Genomic DNA, 17,753 nt, shown 5'->3' with positions numbered 1-17,753 from the left:
GGTGGCCACCAAAGTCGCCACCGCGGCCGAGGTCGTCGGTGCGACGGGCGGCGCCGGGCGCACGGGTTCCGCGGAGGCCCGACGCCGCCGGCTGGTCGCGGCGGCGTTCCTCCTCCCGGCCCTGCTGCTGCTCGGCGCCCTCGTCGTGCATCCGATCGGCTATTCGGTCTACCGCAGCTTCTTCGACCGCTCCGGCGACACCTTCGTCGGCAGCGGCAACTACCGGGAGATCCTGAACGACGACACGATCCGCACCGCCCTGAAGAACACCGCGATCTGGGTGGTGCTGGCCCCCACGACGGCCACCGCTCTCGGGCTGATCTTCGCGGTGCTCACCGAACGGGTCCGCTGGGGGACGGCGTTCAAGCTGCTCGTGTTCATGCCGATGGCGATCTCGATGCTGGCGGCGGGCATCATCTTCCGGCTCGTCTACGACCACGACCCCGACCGGGGCGTGGCCAACGCGGTGTGGGTGGGGGTCCACGACACCTTCGCGGAGGCCTCGGCGTTCCCGAAGGCCCGCCCGGGCCGTGACTCCCCGCTGGCGCCGGCCGACGGGGGCGGGTACGTGACGCGTGATCCCGTACGGGCGGGCGTGCCGGCGCTGCTCCCGCTGGTGGGCGTGGCCCCGGAGGCACTGCCCGAGGGCACGCGGGCCGCACGGCCCGCCGCCGCCGAGCCCGGGAAGGTCACCGGGACCGCCTGGCAGGACTTCACCCGGGGCGGGGGCGGCCGGACGAACGCGGTGGACCCGACCGAGTCGGGCTTCGCCGGGATGCGGATCGAGGCGGTGAAGGACGGCGCGGTGGTCGACTCGGCGTCGGCCCGCGCCGACGGCACGTTCACCCTGTCCGAGCGGGCCGACGGGGCGCTGCTGCGGCTGCCCGCCTCGAACTTCCGGGAGGCGTACGCGGGGGTCCAGTGGCTGGGTCCGACGCTGGTGACCCCGGCGATCATCGGCGCGTACGTGTGGATGTGGGCCGGTTTCGCGATGGTGTTGATCGGGGCCGGGTTGGCGGCCGTACCGCGTGAGCTGCTGGAGGCGGCGCGGGTGGACGGGGCGAGCGAGTGGCAGGTGTTCCGGCGGATCACCGTCCCGCTGTTGGCGCCCGTCCTGGCGGTGGTCCTGGTCACGCTGGTCATCAATGTGATGAAGGTGTTCGACCTGGTCTTCGTGATCGCTCCGGGCGCGGTCCAGGACGACGCGAACGTGCTCGCGTTCCAGCTGTACCGCACGTCCTTCGGCACGAACGCCGACCCGGGGCTGGGCAGCGCCATCGCCGTGCTGCTGCTGGTGCTCGTGGTGCCGGTGATGCTCTACAACATTCGCCGGATGCGCCGGGAGGCCCGCCGATGAGCGCACGGTCCCTCGCCTCCACCGCGGCCGGCGGGGTGCTGCGGGTCTTCCTGATCCTCGCCGGCCTGTTCTGGCTGGTGCCCACCCTCGGGCTGCTGATCTCCTCCTTCCTCTCCCCGACCGGCCTCAACGAGGGCGGCTGGTGGCAGGCGCTGAGCGCGCCGTCGCGGCTGACCGCCGACAACTACCAGCGGCTGCTGGCCGACGACACGATCACCGGTTCGCTGCTGAGCACCGTCGCGATCGCCGTCCCGGCGACCCTGCTCGTCCTCGCGTTGGGGGCATTCGCCGGGTACGCCTTCGCCTGGTTGGAGTTCCCGGGACGGGACTGGCTGTTCCTGCTCGTGGTGGGGCTGCTGGTGGTCCCCGTCCAGGTGGCCCTGATTCCGGTGTCGGAACTCTTCGGCTCCATCGGCCTGTTCGAGACCACGGCCGGGGTGGTGCTGTTCCACACGGCCTTCGGGCTGCCGTTCGCGGTGTTCCTGTTGCGGAACTTCTTCGCGGAGATCCCGCGCGAGCTGTTGGAGGCGGCCCGTCTCGACGGGGCGGGTGAACTGCGCCTGTTCGCCCGGGTGGTGCTGCCGCTCGGCGGTCCGGCGATCGCCTCGCTCGGCATCTTCCAGTTCCTGTGGGTGTGGAACGACATGCTGGTGGCGCTGGTCTTCGCGGATTCGGCGAACCCGCCGATCACGGTGGCGCTCCAGCAGCAGGTGCGCCAGTTCGGGAACAACATCGACGTGCTGGCGCCCGGCGCGTTCCTGTCGATGCTGGTGCCGCTGGTGGTCTTCTTCGCCTTCCAACGGCAGTTCGTCTCGGGGGTGATGGCCGGGGCGATCAAGTGACCGGTCGCGGTCACGGGACGGGCACGGGTGTCGGGGCGGGCCGGCGTTGACGCGGGGCGTTGACGTCGGCCGACCCGATTGCCGCACCGCCCGTAACCCGATCCCGACGCCGGGGGTTCCTGGGCCATATGTCCGAGCCGACCCCTGGATGTGCCGTGCCCCGGTTCAGCGTCATCGTGCCCGCGTACAAGGTTCAGGCGTACCTCCGGGAGAGTCTGGAGTCGGTCCTGTCCCAGTCCTGCCGGGACCTGGAACTGATCGCGGTCGACGACGCCTCCCCGGACGCCTGTGGTGCGCTCATCGACGAGTACGCGGCCCGGGACCCCCGGGTCACCGCCGTGCACCTGGCGCACAACCTGGGGTTGGGCCCGGCCCGCAACGCGGGTCTGGCCCGGGCCGCGGGCGACTACCTGATCTTCCTCGACGGCGACGACACCCTGGCCCCCGGCGCCCTCCTGGCCATCACCGACCGGCTCAAGGCCACCGGCTCCCCCGACGTCCTGGTCTACGACTACGCGCGCACCTTCTGGACCGGCGAGACCCTCCGCAACCGCCTCTCCCACCACCTGCGCGAGGAGGGACCGGCCAGCTTCCGGCTCGCCGACCGTCCGGCGCTGCTCGGCATGCTGATGGTGGTGTGGAACAAGGCCTACCGTCGCGAGTACGTGGAGCGCGAGGGCCTCGCGTTCCCGCCCGGCTTCTACGAGGACACCCCCTGGACCTACCCGGCGCTGCTGGCCGCCGAGTCCGTCGCCGTCCTCGACCGGGTCTGCGTGCACTACCGCCAGCGCCGCACGGGCTCGATCCTGACCACCTCCAGCCGGCGCCACCTCGACATCTTCGACCAGTACGACCGGGTCTTCGGCTACCTCGCCGGCCGCCCCGAGCTGGGGCGTTGGCGCGCCGCCGTGCACCGGCGGATGGCGGAGCACTTCTGCGCCCTGTACGCGGACCCGCGCCGGCTCCCGCGCGGGTGCCGGGCGGAGTTCTTCGCCCGGGCCCGCGCGCTGCTGCGCCGGCACCGGCCGCCGGGCCCGCGGACCGTGCCGGCGTCCCTCTCCCGCACCGACCGGTTGCGGCACGCGCTGATGCGGCTCGGCGTGCGCCGCACGTACCGCGTGCTGTCGGTGCTGCGCACGGGCGCGGTGGCCGCGGGGCGCGCAGGGGTGGTGGTGGGTCGGGGGTTGCGCGAGGCGGCGCTGCGGCTGCACTACCGGGTCCAGCGGATGTTGCCGCTGCGGCCGGAGCTGGCGGTGTTCTCGGCGTACTGGCACGGCGGATACGCCTGCAACCCGGCGGCCGTCGAGGCCAAGCTGCGCGAGCTGGCGCCCCGGATGCGCACGGCCTGGATCTGCGAGCCGCGGCACGCCTCGACCCTGCCGCCCCGGACCGCGGCGCTGCGGCCCGGCTCGGCCGCGTACTGGAGGGCCCTGGCGCGTGCCACGTACCTGACGACGAACGTCAACTTCGATCGGGGCCTGGTCAAGCGGCCGGGTCAGATCCTGCTCCAGACCCAGCACGGCACCCCGCTCAAGCGGGTCGGCCTCGACCTCCTGGACCGTCCGGCGGCCACGCCGACGACGGATTTCGCGGGTCTGCTGCGGGGCGCGGACCAGTGGGACTACCTGCTCTCCTCGAACCGGCACTCGACGCTGGTGTGGGAGCGGGCCGTCCCGTCCTCGTACACGACGCTGGAGTACGGCTACCCGCGCAACGACGTCTTCCACCGGACCACGCGGGCCGAGGTGGCGCAGCTGCGCGAACGGCTGGGTGTCCCGCCGGGCTCGACGGTGATCCTGTACGCGCCCACGCACCGCGACTACCGGCGCAGCCGGCCGGAGCACCTGGACTTCGAGCGGGTCCTGCGCGACCTGGGCCCCCGGTACACGATCCTGTGCCGCACGCACCTGACGTACGCGGGTTCGGTCTCGCCGCAGGTGCACCCCCGGCTGGTGGACGTCTCCTCCCATCCGTCGGTGGAGGAACTCTGCCTGGCCTCGGACGCGTTGGTGACGGACTACTCGTCGCTGATGTTCGACTACGCGATCCTGGACCGGCCGATCGTGATCCACGCCGCCGACTGGGAGGCGTACGAGGCCGCGCGCGGCACGTACTTCGACCTGCGGGCGACTCCGCCGGGCGCGATCGCCCGCACCGAGGACGAGCTGGTGGACATCTTCGCGACCGGTCACTGGCAGGGCTCCCGGTCGGCGCAGTTGCGGGCGTCCTTCCGCTCGCGCTTCTGCTCCCACGACGACGGCCACGCCGCCGAGCGGGTCGTGCGCCGCGTGTTCCTGGGCGAGTGCGTGCCGACCCCGCCGATCGTGCCCCTGGCGGACCGCCGGCCCGCCCCGGCGGCGGCTCCCGCGACGGCCCCGGAAGCCACGTCGGCCCCGCTCGTGGCGGGGCTGTGGCCGTAGCCGGCGGCCGGGCCTAGGCCGTGAGGCCCGCGACCACCGAGCGGGCCAGTTCGTCGAGGTAGGGGCCCGCCACGGGTTCGCGCACGACGACCTGGCGCCAGTACAGCGGCCCGATCGCCAGGTCGAGGGCCCTCGACGGGTCGGTCCCCGCGGCCAGTTCGCCCCGCGTGACGGCCTCGGAGACGATGCCCTCCGCCATCCGCCGCTCCCCTTCCAGGAGGGCTCCGCGCACGGCGTCCGCGAGTTCCGGGTTCCGTGCCGCCTCGACGAGCAGGTCGGGGATCACGGCGGAGGCGACCGGGTGGCTCAGCAGGTGGGACATGACCTCCAGCAGGGCCCGTACGTCCCCGTACAACGAGCCCGTCGCCGGCGCCGGCAACCCGTCCACCGCAAAGGCTCCCACGAGGTCCAGGACCAGGTGCAGCTTGGACTTCCACCGCCGGTAGACGGCGGTCTTGCCGACGCCGGCCCGGCGTGCGACGGCCTCGATGGACATCCGGGCGAAGCCGACCGCCGCGAGTTCCTCCAGCACGGCCGCCCGGATCGCCTCGGTCACGTCCTGACGCAGTACGGCGGCCCCGGCGGGGGCCCGGCGGGCGGGGGCGGGCTCGGTGGTCATGGACAGAGCATAGCCGCGCACGCCGCCCCCCACACGTCACGACGATACGGTTGCGTTCCGACGCTGAGCGCCCTAGCCTCGCCGTAGCGACGATACGGGCCCGTTCCGTCGTCGCCTGACGTCCGAACCGTCGAAAGCGACCCCCGTGACCGCGACCACCGTGACCCACCACGCCCCCTCGCCGGCGGAGCTGGCGGCGGCCCACGGCCTGACCGTGAGCGGCGCCCGCCCCTCCCTCCCCCGCTACGTCGCGCAGCTCTGGGGCCGGCGCCACTTCGTGACGGCCCACGCCACCGCCCGGATGCACGCCACGTACAGCACGGCCCGGCTCGGGCAGGTCTGGCACCTCGTGACCCCCCTGCTGAACGCGGCCGTCTACTACTTCATCTTCGGCATCGTGATGAAGGCGCGGCACGGCGTGCCCGACTACCTGCCGTTCCTGATCACCGGCGTCTTCGTCTGGGACTTCATCGGCAGCTCCGTCAACGCCGGCACCCGCGCCGTGCACGGCAACCTGGGTCTGGTCCGCGCCCTGCACTTCCCGCGCGCGAGCCTGCCCGTCTCCACCGTCGTCCAGCTCTTCCAGCAGCTCCTCGTCACCATGGGCGCACTGGTCGTCCTGCTGCTGGCCTTCGGGCAGACCCCCGGCCCGGCCTGGCTGCTGGCCGCGCCCACCCTGGTCCTGATGGCCGTCTTCTGCACCGGCTGCGCCCTGGTCATGGCCCGCGTCGGCGCCAAGAACCCGGACGTCAGCCAGCTGATGCCGTTCGTCCTGCGCACGTGGATGTACTCCTCGGGCGTGATGTGGTCCATCGACCAGATGCTCGGCAAGGACCACCTGCCGCACTGGGTCGAGACGGCCCTGAAACTCAACCCCGCCGCGGTCTACATCGACCTCATGCGCTTCGCCCTGATCGACGGCTTCAAGGCCGCGTCGCTCCCGCACCCCGTGTGGCCGATCGCGGTCGGCTGGGCCCTGCTCGCCGGCGTCGGCGGGTTCGTCTACTTCTGGAAGGCAGAGGAGGAGTACGGCCGTGGCTGACCTCTCGATCCCGTCCCGCACCACCCGCACCCCGGCGGCCGCGGCTCCCGACACCCGCGTCCCGACCGTCATCGCGGACGAGGTCCACGTGGTCTACAAGGTCCACGGCGCCGGCGCCAAGGGCGGCGCCGCCGCGGCCCTCGGCCGGATCCTCTCCCGCCGGCCCGTCCCCGCCGTCCGCGAGGTGCACGCCGTCCGGGGCGTCAGCTTCACCGCGTACCGGGGCGAGGCCATCGGTCTCATCGGCACCAACGGCTCGGGAAAGTCCACCCTGCTCAAGGCCATCGCCGGCCTCCAGCCGGTGACCCGCGGCACCGTCTACTCCCACGGGCAGCCCTCCCTGCTCGGAGTGAACGCCGCCCTGTTGAACGACCTGACCGGCGAGCGGAACGTGGTCCTCGGCGGCCTCGCGATGGGCATGTCCCGGCGGCGGATCCGCGAGCGCTACGAGGACATCGTCGACTTCTCGGGGATCAACGAACGGCAGGACTTCACCTCGCTGCCCATGCGCACCTACTCCTCCGGCATGGCCGCCCGCCTGAGGTTCTCCATCGCCGCCGCCAAGGACCACGACGTGCTGATGATCGACGAGGCCCTGGCCACCGGGGACGCCGCGTTCCAACGCCGCAGCCAGGCGCGCATCGAGGAGCTGCGCGAGCGGGCCGGCACCGTCTTCCTCGTCAGCCACGGCATCGGCACGGTCCGCGCCACCTGCGACCGGGCCATCTGGCTGGAGTCGGGCGTGCTGCGCATGGACGGCCCGTCCGCCGAGGTCTGCGACGCGTACGAGGCCTTCAGCCGGGCGAAGTGAGCGCACCGACGCCGAAGGGGCGCCCGGGCCGGTGAGAACCGGTCCGGGCGCCCCTTTCGCTCATGCGCCTAGACGTGCGCCCGCAGCAGGGAACGCATCGTCCGCATCGCGACGGACAGGTTCGCCAGGTCGAAGTCGTCCGAGCCCCGGATCTCCTCCAGGGTCGTCCGCGCACGCCCGATGATCGCCGCGTTCTTCTCCTCCCACGCCTTGAAGCGCTCCTCGGGAGTCGACTCGCCGTTGCCCACCGCCAGCACGTCGGCGGTCAGGGCCGCGTGCGCCGCGAACAGGTCCTCGCGGATGGAGGCGCGGGCCATGGACTGCCAGCGGTCGGACCGCGGCAGCTCGATGATCCGGTCCATCAGCTGGGTGATGTCCAGCCGGTCCGCGAGGTCGTAGTAGACCTCCGCGACGTCCAGCGGGTCGACGCCCGTACGGTCGGCGATCGCGACGATGTCGAGCGTCGGGAAGGCGGACGAGAAGCCGGCCACCTTCGCCGCCAGCTCCTCCGGCACACCCTCGCCGACCAGCTCGTCCATGATCGACTGGTACCAGTCCAGGTCCGCGCCGCGCACCAGCTTCGGCAGCTCGGCCCACACCAGCGCCACCCGCTCGCGGAAGAGCTCGATGGTCTCGGTGATCTCCAGCGGCTGCGGCCGGTTGTTCAGCAGCCAACGGGTACCGCGCTCGACCAGACGCCGCGAGTGCAGCCGCACCCGCGTCTGGACATCGGCGGCGACCTTGTTGTCGAGGGCCTCGACCTCGTCCCACACCCCGGCCATGCCGAAGATCTCGCGGGCCGAGAGCTGCGCCCGGACGATCTCCTCCGTGGAGGCGCCGGTCTCCTCCCGCAGACGGTGCAGGAAGGTCGTACCACCGGTGTTGACGGTGTCGTTGACCAGCAGGGTGGTGGTGATCTCCCGGCGCAGCGCGTGCGCGTCGATCTGCTCCGGGAACTTCGCGAGCAGGGCGCCCGGGAAGTACGCGTGGAGCAGGCGGCGCAGGTACGGGTCGTCCGGCAGCCCGGTGGCGATCAGCTCGTCCGCCACCGTGATCTTCGTGTAGGCGAACAGGACGGCCAGCTCGGGCTGGGTCAGCCCCTTGCCGCTGCTCAGCAGCTCGCGGATCTGCCGGTCCGTGGGCAGGAACTCCAGCCCGCGGTTGAGCAGTCCGTCCCGCTCCAGGCGGCGCATGAAGCGCTGCTGGGCGTGGAGCAGGCTGGGCGCCTGGGCGGCGCCGTTGGCCAGGGCGGTGTTCTGCGCGTAGTTGTTGCGCAGCACCAGGCGGCCGACCTCGTCGGTCATCTCGGCGAGCAGCTTGTTGCGCTGCTTGACGGTCATGTCGCCGTCCGCGACGACCGCGTTCAGCAGGATCTTGATGTTCACCTCGTGGTCGGAGGTGTCCACGCCGGCGCTGTTGTCGATGGCGTCGGTGTTGATCTTGCCGCCCTCGCCGCCGGCGCCGGTACGGGCGAACTCGATGCGGCCGAGCTGGGTCAGCCCCAGGTTGCCGCCCTCGCCGATGACCTGGGCGCGGACGTCCGAACCATTGACGCGAATGGCGTCGTTGGCCTTGTCGCCGACGTCGGCGTGCGTCTCGGCGGTCGCCTTGACGTACGTGCCGATGCCGCCGTTCCACAGCAGGTCCACGGGGGCCTGGAGGATGGCCTGCATCAGGTCGGCCGGGGTCATCTTGGTGATGCCCGCCTCGATGCCGAGGGCCGCGCGGACCTGCGCGTTGACCGGGATGGCCTTCGCGGTGCGGGGGTGGATGCCACCGCCCGCGGACAACAGCTCGGTCTTGTAGTCGGCCCACGAGGAGCGCGGCAGGTCGAACAGGCGCCGGCGCTCGGCGTAGGAGACGGCCGCGTCCGGGGTCGGGTCGATGAAGATGTGCCGGTGGTCGAAGGCGGCGACCAGGCGGATGTGCTCGGAGAGCAGCATCCCGTTGCCGAACACGTCACCGGACATGTCACCGACGCCGACGACCGTGAAGTCCTGGGTCTGGGTGTCGTGCCCCAGCTCGCGGAAGTGCCGCTTCACGGACTCCCAGGCGCCGCGGGCGGTGATGCCCATGCCCTTGTGGTCGTAGCCGGCCGAACCGCCCGAGGCGAAGGCGTCGCCCAGCCAGAAGCCGTAGGCCTCGGCGACCCCGTTGGCGATGTCGGAGAAGGTCGCGGTGCCCTTGTCCGCGGCGACGACGAGGTAGGTGTCGTCCTCGTCGTGGCGGACCACGCCCTTGGGCGGTACGACCTCGCCGGCGACCATGTTGTCGGTGATGTCGAGCAGCGCCGAGATGAAGATCTTGTACGAGGCGATGCCCTCGGCGAGCCACGCGTCGCGGTCCACCGACGGGTCGGGCAGGTTCTTGGCGACGAAGCCGCCCTTGGCGCCGACCGGCACGATCACGGTGTTCTTGACCATCTGCGCCTTGACCAGGCCGAGGACCTCCGTGCGGAAGTCCTCGCGCCGGTCGGACCAGCGCAGGCCGCCTCGGGCGACCTTGCCGAAGCGCAGGTGGACGCCCTCGACGCGCGGGGAGTAGACCCAGATCTCGAACGCCGGGCGGGGCGCCGGCAGGTCCGGGATGGCCTGCGGGTCGAACTTCATCGACACGTACGCGTGCTGCTCGCCCGCGTCGTTCAACTGGAAGAAGTTCGTGCGCAGCGTCGCCTTGATGAGGGTGAGGAACGACCGCAGGATGCGGTCCTCGTCGAGGGAGGCGACCTGGTCCAGGGCCCCGTCGAGTTCCTCCAGCATCGCGTCGATCAGCTCGGTGCCCGCGGCCTGTCGGCCGGGCGACATCCGGGCCTCGAACAGCGAGACCAGCAGCCGCGTGGTGTGGACGTTGTTGCGGAGGGTGTCCTCCATGTAGTCCTGGCTGAAGGGCGAGACGGCCTGGCGCAGGTACTTCGCGTACGCGCGCAGCACCACGGCCTGGCGCCAGGTCAGCCCGGCGCTCAGCACCAGGGTGTTGAAGTTGTCGTTCTCCGCCTCGCCCTGCCAGACCGCCGCGAAGGCGTCCTGGAAGCGCTCGCGGGCGTCATCGCCGAGGTAGGCGTCGCCGTTCCCGGAGGTGACGGGCATCCGCAGGCCGAAGTCGTAGATCCACGCGTTCGTCCGGTCGCTGCACCGCAGCTCGTACGGCCGCTCGTCGGTGACCTCGACGCCCAGGCGCTGGAGGACCGGCAGCACCGCGGACAGGGAGACCTGCTCGCCCTGGCGGTAGATCTTGAAGCGGCGTTCGCCGGGGCCCGCGCCGACGGGCTCGTACAGCGACAGGTCGAAGTCGCTGTCCCCGGCGGACAGTCGCTCCAGCCGGACCAGGTCGGCGACGGCCGAGCGCGGCGAGTGGTCGGCCTTGTAGCCCTCGGGGAAGGAGCCCCCGTAGCGGCGCAGCAGTTCGGCGGCGCGCTCCTCGCCGGTCTCCGCGATGAGCGCCTCGCCGAAGCCGTCGGCCCAGGAGCGGGCCGCCTCGACCAGGCGGGCCTCGATGCGGTCCACGTCGGCGTCGGTCAGGACGGGCAGTTCCTTGCCCTGCGGGACGCGGACGACGAAGTGGATGCGGGAGAGGATCGACTCGGTGTTCCAGGCGGTGAAGTCGACGCTGGTGCCGTCGAGCTCCTCCTTGAGGATGTCGATCAGGCGCAGCCGGACGCCGGTGGTGTACCGGTCGCGCGGCAGGTAGACGAGCGCGGAGTAGTAGCGCCCGTACTCGTCCTGGCGCAGGTACAGCCGCAGCCGGCGGCGCTCCTGGAGGTACAGGACGGAGGTGACGATGGCCCGGAGCTGGTCGACGGGCGTCTGGAACAGCTCGTCGCGCGGGTAGGTCTCCAGGATCTGGAGCAGGTCGCGGCCGTCGTGGCTGCTCGGCGCGAAGCCGGCGCCGTCGAGCACCTCGACGACCTTGCGCCGGATGACGGGGACCCGGCGCACCGACTCGGTGTACGCGGCGGAGGAGAACAGGCCGAGGAAGCGCCGCTCGCCGACGACGTTGCCGTCGGCGTCGAACTTCTTCACACCGACGTAGTCGAGGTACGAGGGGCGGTGCACGGTGGAGCGGCTGTTGGCCTTGGTGAGGACGAGCAGGCGGTGCTCGCGGGCCTTGGCGCGCGCGTCGGCCGGCAGCCGGTTGAAGGACGGCGAGACGGGGTGGCCGTCCTCCTTGCCGCTGTGCAGCGGGTCGGAGCGCAGGATGCCGAGGCCGGTGCCGGGCACGGCGGAGAGGGAGTCCCCGTCGACCAGGTTGTACTCGCGGTAGCCGAGGAAGGTGAAGTGGTCGTCGGCGAGCCAGCGCAGCAGCTCGCGGGCCTCTTCGAGCTCGTACTCGCGCAGGTCGGGCGCGGTGGGCTCGTTCGGCAGTTCCTCCGCGATGCGCATGGCCGCGTCGCGCATCTTCTCCCAGTCCTCGACGGACTCGCGGACGTCGGACAGGACGCGCAGCAGGTCGGCGGTGATCTGCTTGAGGTCCGCCCGGTCGGTCTCGCGGTCGATCTCGACGTGGATCCAGGACTCGACGAGGGAGTCGTGGGGGCGGTCGGTCTTGGGCCCGTGCGCGTCGCAGTCGGGGCCGAGGATCTCGATCAGCTTGCCGGTGACGTCACGCCGCACGACGACCTGCGGGTGGATCACGACGTGGATGCCGCGTCCCTGGCGGGACAGCTCGTTGGTGACGCTGTCCACGAGGAACGGCATGTCGTCGGTGACCACCTCGACGACCGAGTGGCTGGAGGTCCAGCCGTTCTCCTCGACCGTGGGGGTGTGCACGCGGACGTTCGCGGTGCCCTGGGGGCGCTTCTCCGCGAGCCGGTAGTGCGAGAGCGCCGCGCCGAACACGTCGACCGGGTCCCGGTCGGCGAGGTCCTCCGGCGCGGTGTGCAGGTAGTAGCGCTGGAGGTAGGACAGCGTGGTGCCCCGGTCGGGCCGCTCCCCTTGCTCGGACCCAGACGGAAGTAGCCCCCCGGCCGGGCTGTTCTCAGCTACCCGGGCCGCCCGTGAAAGCAGCTCGGCCTTTGCTTCGTCCAGCTTGGTCTGCATGTCCTCTGGCTCCTGTCGCGCGCCATTGCGTGACGTAGGTGAAGGAAGGAATGACATGGCGGCGCGACGCGGGCCGCGAGGCGGGATGTCCGTTCGGGATCGACGCCATGTCGTCGAGAGAGGCCACCGGAAGCGAATCGGCCAAGATCGGCACGTGGTTCCGGCAGCGGAGATCGGCGAAGGCCCGGGCACGTTCGTGCGCCGGGCGCGTGCCGGGGGCTTCAGTGCCCCCGAGGACTATCGCGCTGATCACGGGTACCAGGCTATCCCCACCCACCCCGTGCTCGTCATGAGCTGCATGTGTACAAATCCGGGGGTGGAACTTTGACACTCTGGACAGCGACGTGCCCGGCCACACGTGCACGCCGCCTCCAGACACCCGTGTCACGTGCCTATTCGGCCATTTCGCGAGCTGTGGCGACGGCTTCCGCCAGCGTGTCCACGACGGGCACGCCGGCTGATTCGAGACTGCCGCGGCTGTGCGAGCCTCCGGTGTACAGCACGGCCCGCGCGCCCACGTGGGCGGCCGCGAGGGCGTCGTCCACGGCGTCTCCGATGAGGACCGTACGGTCGGCCGTCACACCCGCCGCCTCCATGGCGGCCATATGGCGTACGAGATGGCCCGCCTTCGTGGTGTGCGAGGGTCCCGTGCGGCCGTCGACGCGCAGGAAGTGTGTGTCGATGCCGTGCGTCCGGACCAGCGGCACCAACTTGTCGTGGGGCGCGAGGGACAGCAGGGACTGCGTCGACCCGGCTCCCTGCCAGCCCCGGAGCAGCTCCAAGGCGCCCTCGGCGAGTCCGGCGGTCTCGGCGGAGGACCAGTAGTGCCGGTGGAAGGTCTCGTCCATGACGAGCCACTCCGCCTCGGTGGGCATCCTGCCCATCAGCCGTTCGTAGAACTTCGGGACCGGGACCACGTACAGCTCGCGGTACGTCTCCAGGGTGATCGGCGCGAAGCCGAACTCCGCGAAGGAGGCGTTGGTCGCGAGGATGACGGCGTCGATGTCGTGGAGCAGCGTCCCGTTCCAGTCCCACACGATGTGCGGACCACGACGCGTCGTCGCGCTCACGTCACTCACGTCGCTCACGTCAGTCACTTCGGCCACTTCGGCCACTTCGGCCGCTTCGATCGCTTCCGTCACTTCAGCAACCCCGGAATCTCCTGCACCCCGAACCACAGCAGCTCGTGGTCCTCGGCGCCGTCCACCAGGGACAGCGCGTCGTCGTCCCCCGCGTCGGCCGCGTCGACGGCCCCGACGGCGGCCGTGACGTCCTCCAGCGCGTCATCGGCGTCCACGTGCACCGCGGCGGCCACGGAGAGCCGTACGGAGCTCCCCAGCGACACCTGCCCGAGGGCGGCCTCGTCGTTCCCGGGCGCGGCGGTGGCGGCCCGGTCGTCGACGTCGAAGGCCACGACGACCCGCCTGCGCGGGGCGTCCGCGTCGGCGGCGATCATCCGCAGGGAGGCGAGGGCGGCGCGGCCGAGGGCCGCGTACTCCAGCTCCTCCATGTCGTCGGACACGTACCACTCGCGCAGCCCGGGGGTGACCGCGTAGGCGCGCAGCGGAGCGGGACCCAGCTCGCCCGCCTTGTGCACCTCGGCGAGCCCGGGGACGGTCAGGGGGACGTACACGCGCATGGCCGGCTGCTTTCGGTAGTCGGGAACGCCCTCAGGATACGACCGGCCCGCCCGATTGCCGATGCCCCCTCACGGCGGGTGCTCCCGGCGGGCGTGCCACCGCGTCCGGTGACGACGACGGTCCCCCTTCGGGGTGGCGGGTGCGGGTCGCGGCGCGTCCACCCGGTGCCGGCGGCGGGCCCGGGGACGGGGCGGCGGCCTCGGGGTTCCCACCCGGATAGGTGAAGGCGGCCGGGGTCCGGGGGGAGCGCCCGGGCCCGTTGCGGAGCGTGTTCGGCGGGCCGTACAAGTGACCCGACCAAGTTACCGCCCGGTACCGCAGATGCCGGGCCCGCACTCCCCGGGGACGACCACCATGAGCAGGACGAGGACCACCACCCGCCCTCCCGGCCGCCACGACCAGCGCCACCCCGGGCGCCCCCGCACCGCGCGGGGCCCGCACGACTGGTTCGCCGAACGCCTCCTGGCGGTCCTCAGCGGCCGTCGCCCCGTGCACTCGCTGCTGGGCCACACCGTCGGCCCCGCGTACGAGCAGCTCGTCACCCTGGCCCCCGTGGGCCCCCTCCGCGACCGGCTCCTCCCGGTCCTGCGCCACTGCGGCCGCTTCCACCCCGGCCCGGGGGTCATCGAGGCCTTCGCCCGCATCGCCACGGGCGACCGCGTCTCGGCGATGGCCTTCCGCCTGGAACAGGGCCCGGACCTCCGCTGGCGCTGCGCAGCCATCGAAATCCAAGGCCCCCGCCCCTGACCCCGGACCCCGGGGTTCCAGCCCCGCCGCCCCGCGCACCCTGACCCGGACACCGGGCCCCCTTCCAGCCCCGCCGGCGTTTGAGGCGCGGGGTTCGGGGCGGAGCCCCGAAAGCCCGGCGCAGCCGGGGCCGCCCCGCGCAACGCCCCCGCCGCCCCCGCCCCCGCCCCCCGGACACGACACCGCCGGGGCCGGACACCCGTACCACGGTGTCCGACCCCGGCGAGGTCACTCATCCCGACGGGCCGCCAGGCCAACAGGCCACGGCCCCGGCAGGGCGGGGCTACTTCTTGCGCCGCCGACCGCCGGAGGCCTTCTGCGCCTTGCGCCGCTCCGCCCGCGTCATGCCGTCGCCGTCGCCGCCGCCCTCGTTCTCGAAGTCGCCTTCGACGACCCCGCCCTCCCCGTCCACGGACGGGGCGGAGAAGTGCAGCCGGTCCGGCCGCTGCGGCGCGTCCAGGCCCTTGGCCCGGATCTCCGGCTTGGCCAGGGACGGGCCGGCGTCCTGCACGGGAAGCTCCTCGACCTGCTGCTCGACCTGGACCTCCAGGTTGAACAGGTAGCCGACGGACTCTTCCTTGATGCCTTCCTGCATGGCGTTGAACATGTCGAAGCCCTCGCGCTGGTACTCGACCAGCGGGTCCTTCTGGGCCATCGCGCGCAGGCCGATGCCCTCCTGCAGGTAGTCCATCTCGTACAGGTGCTCACGCCACTTGCGGTCCAGGACGGACAGCACGACGCGCCGCTCCAGCTCGCGCATGATGTCGGAGCCGAGCGTCTTCTCGCGCGTCTCGTACTGCTCGTGGATGTCGTCCTTGACGGACTCGGCGATGAACTCGGCGGTGATGCCCGCTCGGTCGCCGGCGGCCTCCTCCAGCTCCTCGACGGTGACCTTCACCGGGTAGAGCTGCCGGAAGGCGCCCCACAGGCGGTCCAGGTCCCATTCCTCGGCGAAGCCCTCGACCGTCTCGGCCGCGATGTACGCGTCGATGGTGTCGTCCATCATGAAGCGCACCTGCTCCTGCAGGTCCTCGCCCTCCAGGACGCGACGGCGCTCGCTGTAGATGACCTCGCGCTGGCTGTTGAGGACCTCGTCGTACTTCAGGACGTTCTTGCGCGTCTCGAAGTTCTGGGTCTCGACCTGCGACTGGGCCGACGCGATCGCGCGCGTCACCATCTTGTTCTCGATCGGGACGTCGTCCGGCACGTTGGCCATCGCCATGACCCGCTCGACCATCTGCGCCTTGAACAGACGCATCAGGTCGTCGCCCAGCGACAGGTAGAAACGGGACTCGCCCGGGTCGCCCTGACGGCCGGAACGACCGCGCAGCTGGTTGTCGATGCGGCGCGACTCGTGCCGCTCGGTGCCCAGCACGTACAGCCCGCCGAGGTCCTTGACCTCCTCGAACTCGGCCTTCACGGCCGCCTCCGCGCGGATGAGCGCCTCGGGCAGGGCGTGCGCCCACTCCTCGATGTGCTCCTCCGGGTCGAGACCGCGCTGGCGCAGCTCGGCCTCGGCCAGGTCGTCCGGGTTGCCGCCGAGCTTGATGTCGGTACCGCGACCGGCCATGTTCGTGGCGACGGTGACGGCGCCGCGGCGACCGGCCTGCGCGACGATCGAGGCCTCGCGCTCGTGCTGCTTGGCGTTCAGCACCTCGTGCGGGATGCCGCGCTTGGAGAGCTGCTGCGAGAGGTACTCGGACTTCTCGACCGACGTCGTGCCGACGAGGATCGGCTGGCCCTTCTCGTGCTTCTCCGCGATGTCGTCGACGACGGCGGCGAACTTCGCGACCTCGGTGCGGTAGATCAGGTCCGCCTGGTCCTTGCGGACCATGTCGCGGTTGGTCGGGATCGGGACGACACCGAGCTTGTAGATCTGGTGGAACTCGGCGGCCTCGGTCATGGCCGTACCGGTCATGCCCGACAGCTTCGAGTAGAGGCGGAAGAAGTTCTGCAGGGTGATCGTGGCGAGGGTCTGGTTCTCGTCCTTGATGTCCACCCCTTCCTTCGCCTCGATCGCCTGGTGCATGCCCTCGTTGTAGCGGCGACCGGCGAGGATGCGGCCGGTGTGCTCATCGACGATCATGACTTCGCCGTCGATGACGACGTAGTCCTTGTCGTTCTTGAAGAGTTCCTTGGCCTTGATGGCGTTGTTCAGGTAGCCGACGAGCGGGGTGTTCACCGACTCGTAGAGGTTCTCGATGCCGAGCCAGTCCTCGACCTTCGCGACACCGGCCTCGTGGATGGCGACGGTGCGCTTCTTCTCGTCGACCTCGTAGTCGCCGGTCTCCTCGATGCCCTTGAGGGGCTGACCGGCCTCGCCCTTGGTCAGGCGGGTGACGAGCTTCGCGAAGTCGGCGTACCACTTCGTCGCCTGGTCGGCCGGGCCGGAGATGATCAGCGGCGTACGGGCCTCGTCGACCAGGATCGAGTCGACCTCGTCGACCACGGCGAAGTTGTGGCCGCGCTGGACCAGCTCGTCCTGCGACCACGCCATGTTGTCGCGCAGGTAGTCGAAGCCGAACTCGTTGTTCGTGCCGTAGGTGATGTCGGCGCTGTACTGCTCGCGGCGCTGGGCCGGCGACATGTTCGCCAGGATGCAGCCGACGTCGAGGCCGAGGAACTTGTGCACCCGGCCCATGAGCTCCGAGTCGCGCTCGGCGAGGTAGTCGTTCACCGTGATCAGGTGGACGCCCTTGCCGGACAGCGCGTTCAGGTACGCGGGGAGGGTGCCGACGAGCGTCTTGCCCTCACCGGTCTTCATCTCGGCGACGTAGCCGAGGTGCAGCGCCGCGCCGCCCATGATCTGGACGTCGTAGTGCCGCTGACCGAGGACGCGCTTGGCGGCCTCGCGCGTGGTCGCGAAGGCCTCGGGCAGCAGGTCGTCCAGGCTCTCGCCGTCCTGGTACCGCTGCTTGTACTCGTCCGTGAGGGCCCGCAACTCGGCGTCGGAGAGGTTGACGAAGTCCTCTTCGATGGAGTTGACCTGGTCCGCGATGCGGTGCAGTTTGCGCAGGATCTTGCCTTCGCCTGCACGCATGAGCTTGTTGAAGACGGACACCGAGGTTTGTCTCCTTGCCGGTCGGGCCTGGCACTGGTTCGTGCGCGGGCACGGAGGGTGGGCCCCACCGCAACGGCCATCGTAAGCGAGGACACGGTCGCGTCGGGAGGTCCGCACTATCCGTAGGGCACGGGTGCCCGGAATGAGAACGTACGGGGGGCACCGAAGGTGCCGGTGT

At 71.3% G+C, this 17,753-nt stretch carries 11 protein-coding genes; 6 read left to right on the top strand and 5 right to left on the bottom strand.

Going from position 1 to position 17,753, the window contains the following annotated elements; all coding sequences use genetic code 11:
* The first annotated feature begins 1 nt into the window (after position 1).
* From OG906_RS20965 to OG906_RS20955, 3 genes are all read left to right on the top strand, one after another.
* Complete coding sequence (locus tag OG906_RS20965) at positions 2-1,357, top strand: carbohydrate ABC transporter permease (RefSeq protein WP_392891426.1); 1,356 nt, start codon at positions 2-4, stop codon at positions 1,355-1,357.
* A complete protein-coding gene (locus OG906_RS20960; protein WP_329444853.1) occupies positions 1,354-2,199 on the top strand; it encodes a carbohydrate ABC transporter permease in 846 nt (281 codons plus the stop codon). Before OG906_RS20965 ends, OG906_RS20960 begins: the two co-directional genes overlap by 4 nt.
* A 155-nt stretch (positions 2,200-2,354) precedes the next feature.
* Positions 2,355-4,619 carry a bifunctional glycosyltransferase/CDP-glycerol:glycerophosphate glycerophosphotransferase gene (locus tag OG906_RS20955; RefSeq protein WP_329444852.1) on the top strand — a complete coding sequence of 755 codons (2,265 nt, stop codon included), beginning with the start codon at positions 2,355-2,357 and terminating at the stop codon, positions 4,617-4,619.
* Positions 4,620-4,632: 13 nt separating this feature from the next.
* On the opposite strand, the gene OG906_RS20950 is transcribed toward OG906_RS20955, so the two are convergent.
* On the bottom strand, positions 4,633-5,238 hold the full coding sequence (locus OG906_RS20950; RefSeq protein WP_329444850.1) for a TetR/AcrR family transcriptional regulator: 606 nt from the start codon (positions 5,236-5,238) through the stop codon (positions 4,633-4,635).
* Positions 5,239-5,383: 145 nt separating this feature from the next.
* On the opposite strand from OG906_RS20950, the gene OG906_RS20945 reads away from it, so the two are divergent.
* Together OG906_RS20945 and OG906_RS20940 are read left to right on the top strand one after the other, a co-directional pair.
* The gene (locus tag OG906_RS20945) at positions 5,384-6,280 is read left to right on the top strand and encodes an ABC transporter permease (protein WP_329444848.1); all 897 of its coding nucleotides are present in this window, start codon (positions 5,384-5,386) and stop codon (positions 6,278-6,280) included.
* 7 nt (positions 6,281-6,287) lie between these two features.
* Complete coding sequence (locus OG906_RS20940) at positions 6,288-7,091, top strand: ABC transporter ATP-binding protein (protein WP_329448083.1); 804 nt, start codon at positions 6,288-6,290, stop codon at positions 7,089-7,091.
* Positions 7,092-7,159: 68 nt separating this feature from the next.
* Here OG906_RS20940 and OG906_RS20935 read toward each other — a convergent pair whose 3' ends face one another.
* From OG906_RS20935 to OG906_RS20925, 3 genes are all read right to left on the bottom strand, one after another.
* Positions 7,160-12,127, bottom strand: coding sequence for an NAD-glutamate dehydrogenase (locus OG906_RS20935; RefSeq protein ID WP_329444846.1), 4,968 nt, complete (start codon positions 12,125-12,127; stop codon positions 7,160-7,162).
* 392 nt (positions 12,128-12,519) lie between these two features.
* Positions 12,520-13,215 carry an HAD family hydrolase gene (locus tag OG906_RS20930; protein WP_267826221.1) on the bottom strand — a complete coding sequence of 232 codons (696 nt, stop codon included), beginning with the start codon at positions 13,213-13,215 and terminating at the stop codon, positions 12,520-12,522.
* A gap of 50 nt (positions 13,216-13,265) precedes the next feature.
* A complete protein-coding gene (locus OG906_RS20925; RefSeq protein ID WP_329444843.1) occupies positions 13,266-13,766 on the bottom strand; it encodes a DUF6912 family protein in 501 nt (166 codons plus the stop codon).
* 355 nt (positions 13,767-14,121) lie between these two features.
* Here OG906_RS20925 and OG906_RS20920 point away from each other — a divergent pair, with 355 nt between their 5' ends.
* The gene (locus OG906_RS20920; protein WP_329444841.1) at positions 14,122-14,514 is read left to right on the top strand and encodes an Rv3235 family protein; all 393 of its coding nucleotides are present in this window, start codon (positions 14,122-14,124) and stop codon (positions 14,512-14,514) included.
* A 283-nt stretch (positions 14,515-14,797) separates the two neighbouring features.
* Here the strand turns inward: OG906_RS20920 and secA are convergent, their stop codons facing one another.
* Positions 14,798-17,575 (bottom strand): preprotein translocase subunit SecA, encoded by a 2,778-nt coding sequence (gene secA / locus OG906_RS20915; RefSeq protein WP_329444839.1) that lies wholly within the window; start codon positions 17,573-17,575, stop codon positions 14,798-14,800.
* Positions 17,576-17,753: the final 178 nt, after the last annotated feature.

Origin of the sequence: Streptomyces sp. NBC_01426, assembly GCF_036231985.1 — a bacterium.
Taxonomy (GTDB): Bacteria; Actinomycetota; Actinomycetes; order Streptomycetales; family Streptomycetaceae; genus Streptomyces.
This window is presented reverse-complemented; position numbering and strand designations above follow the sequence as displayed.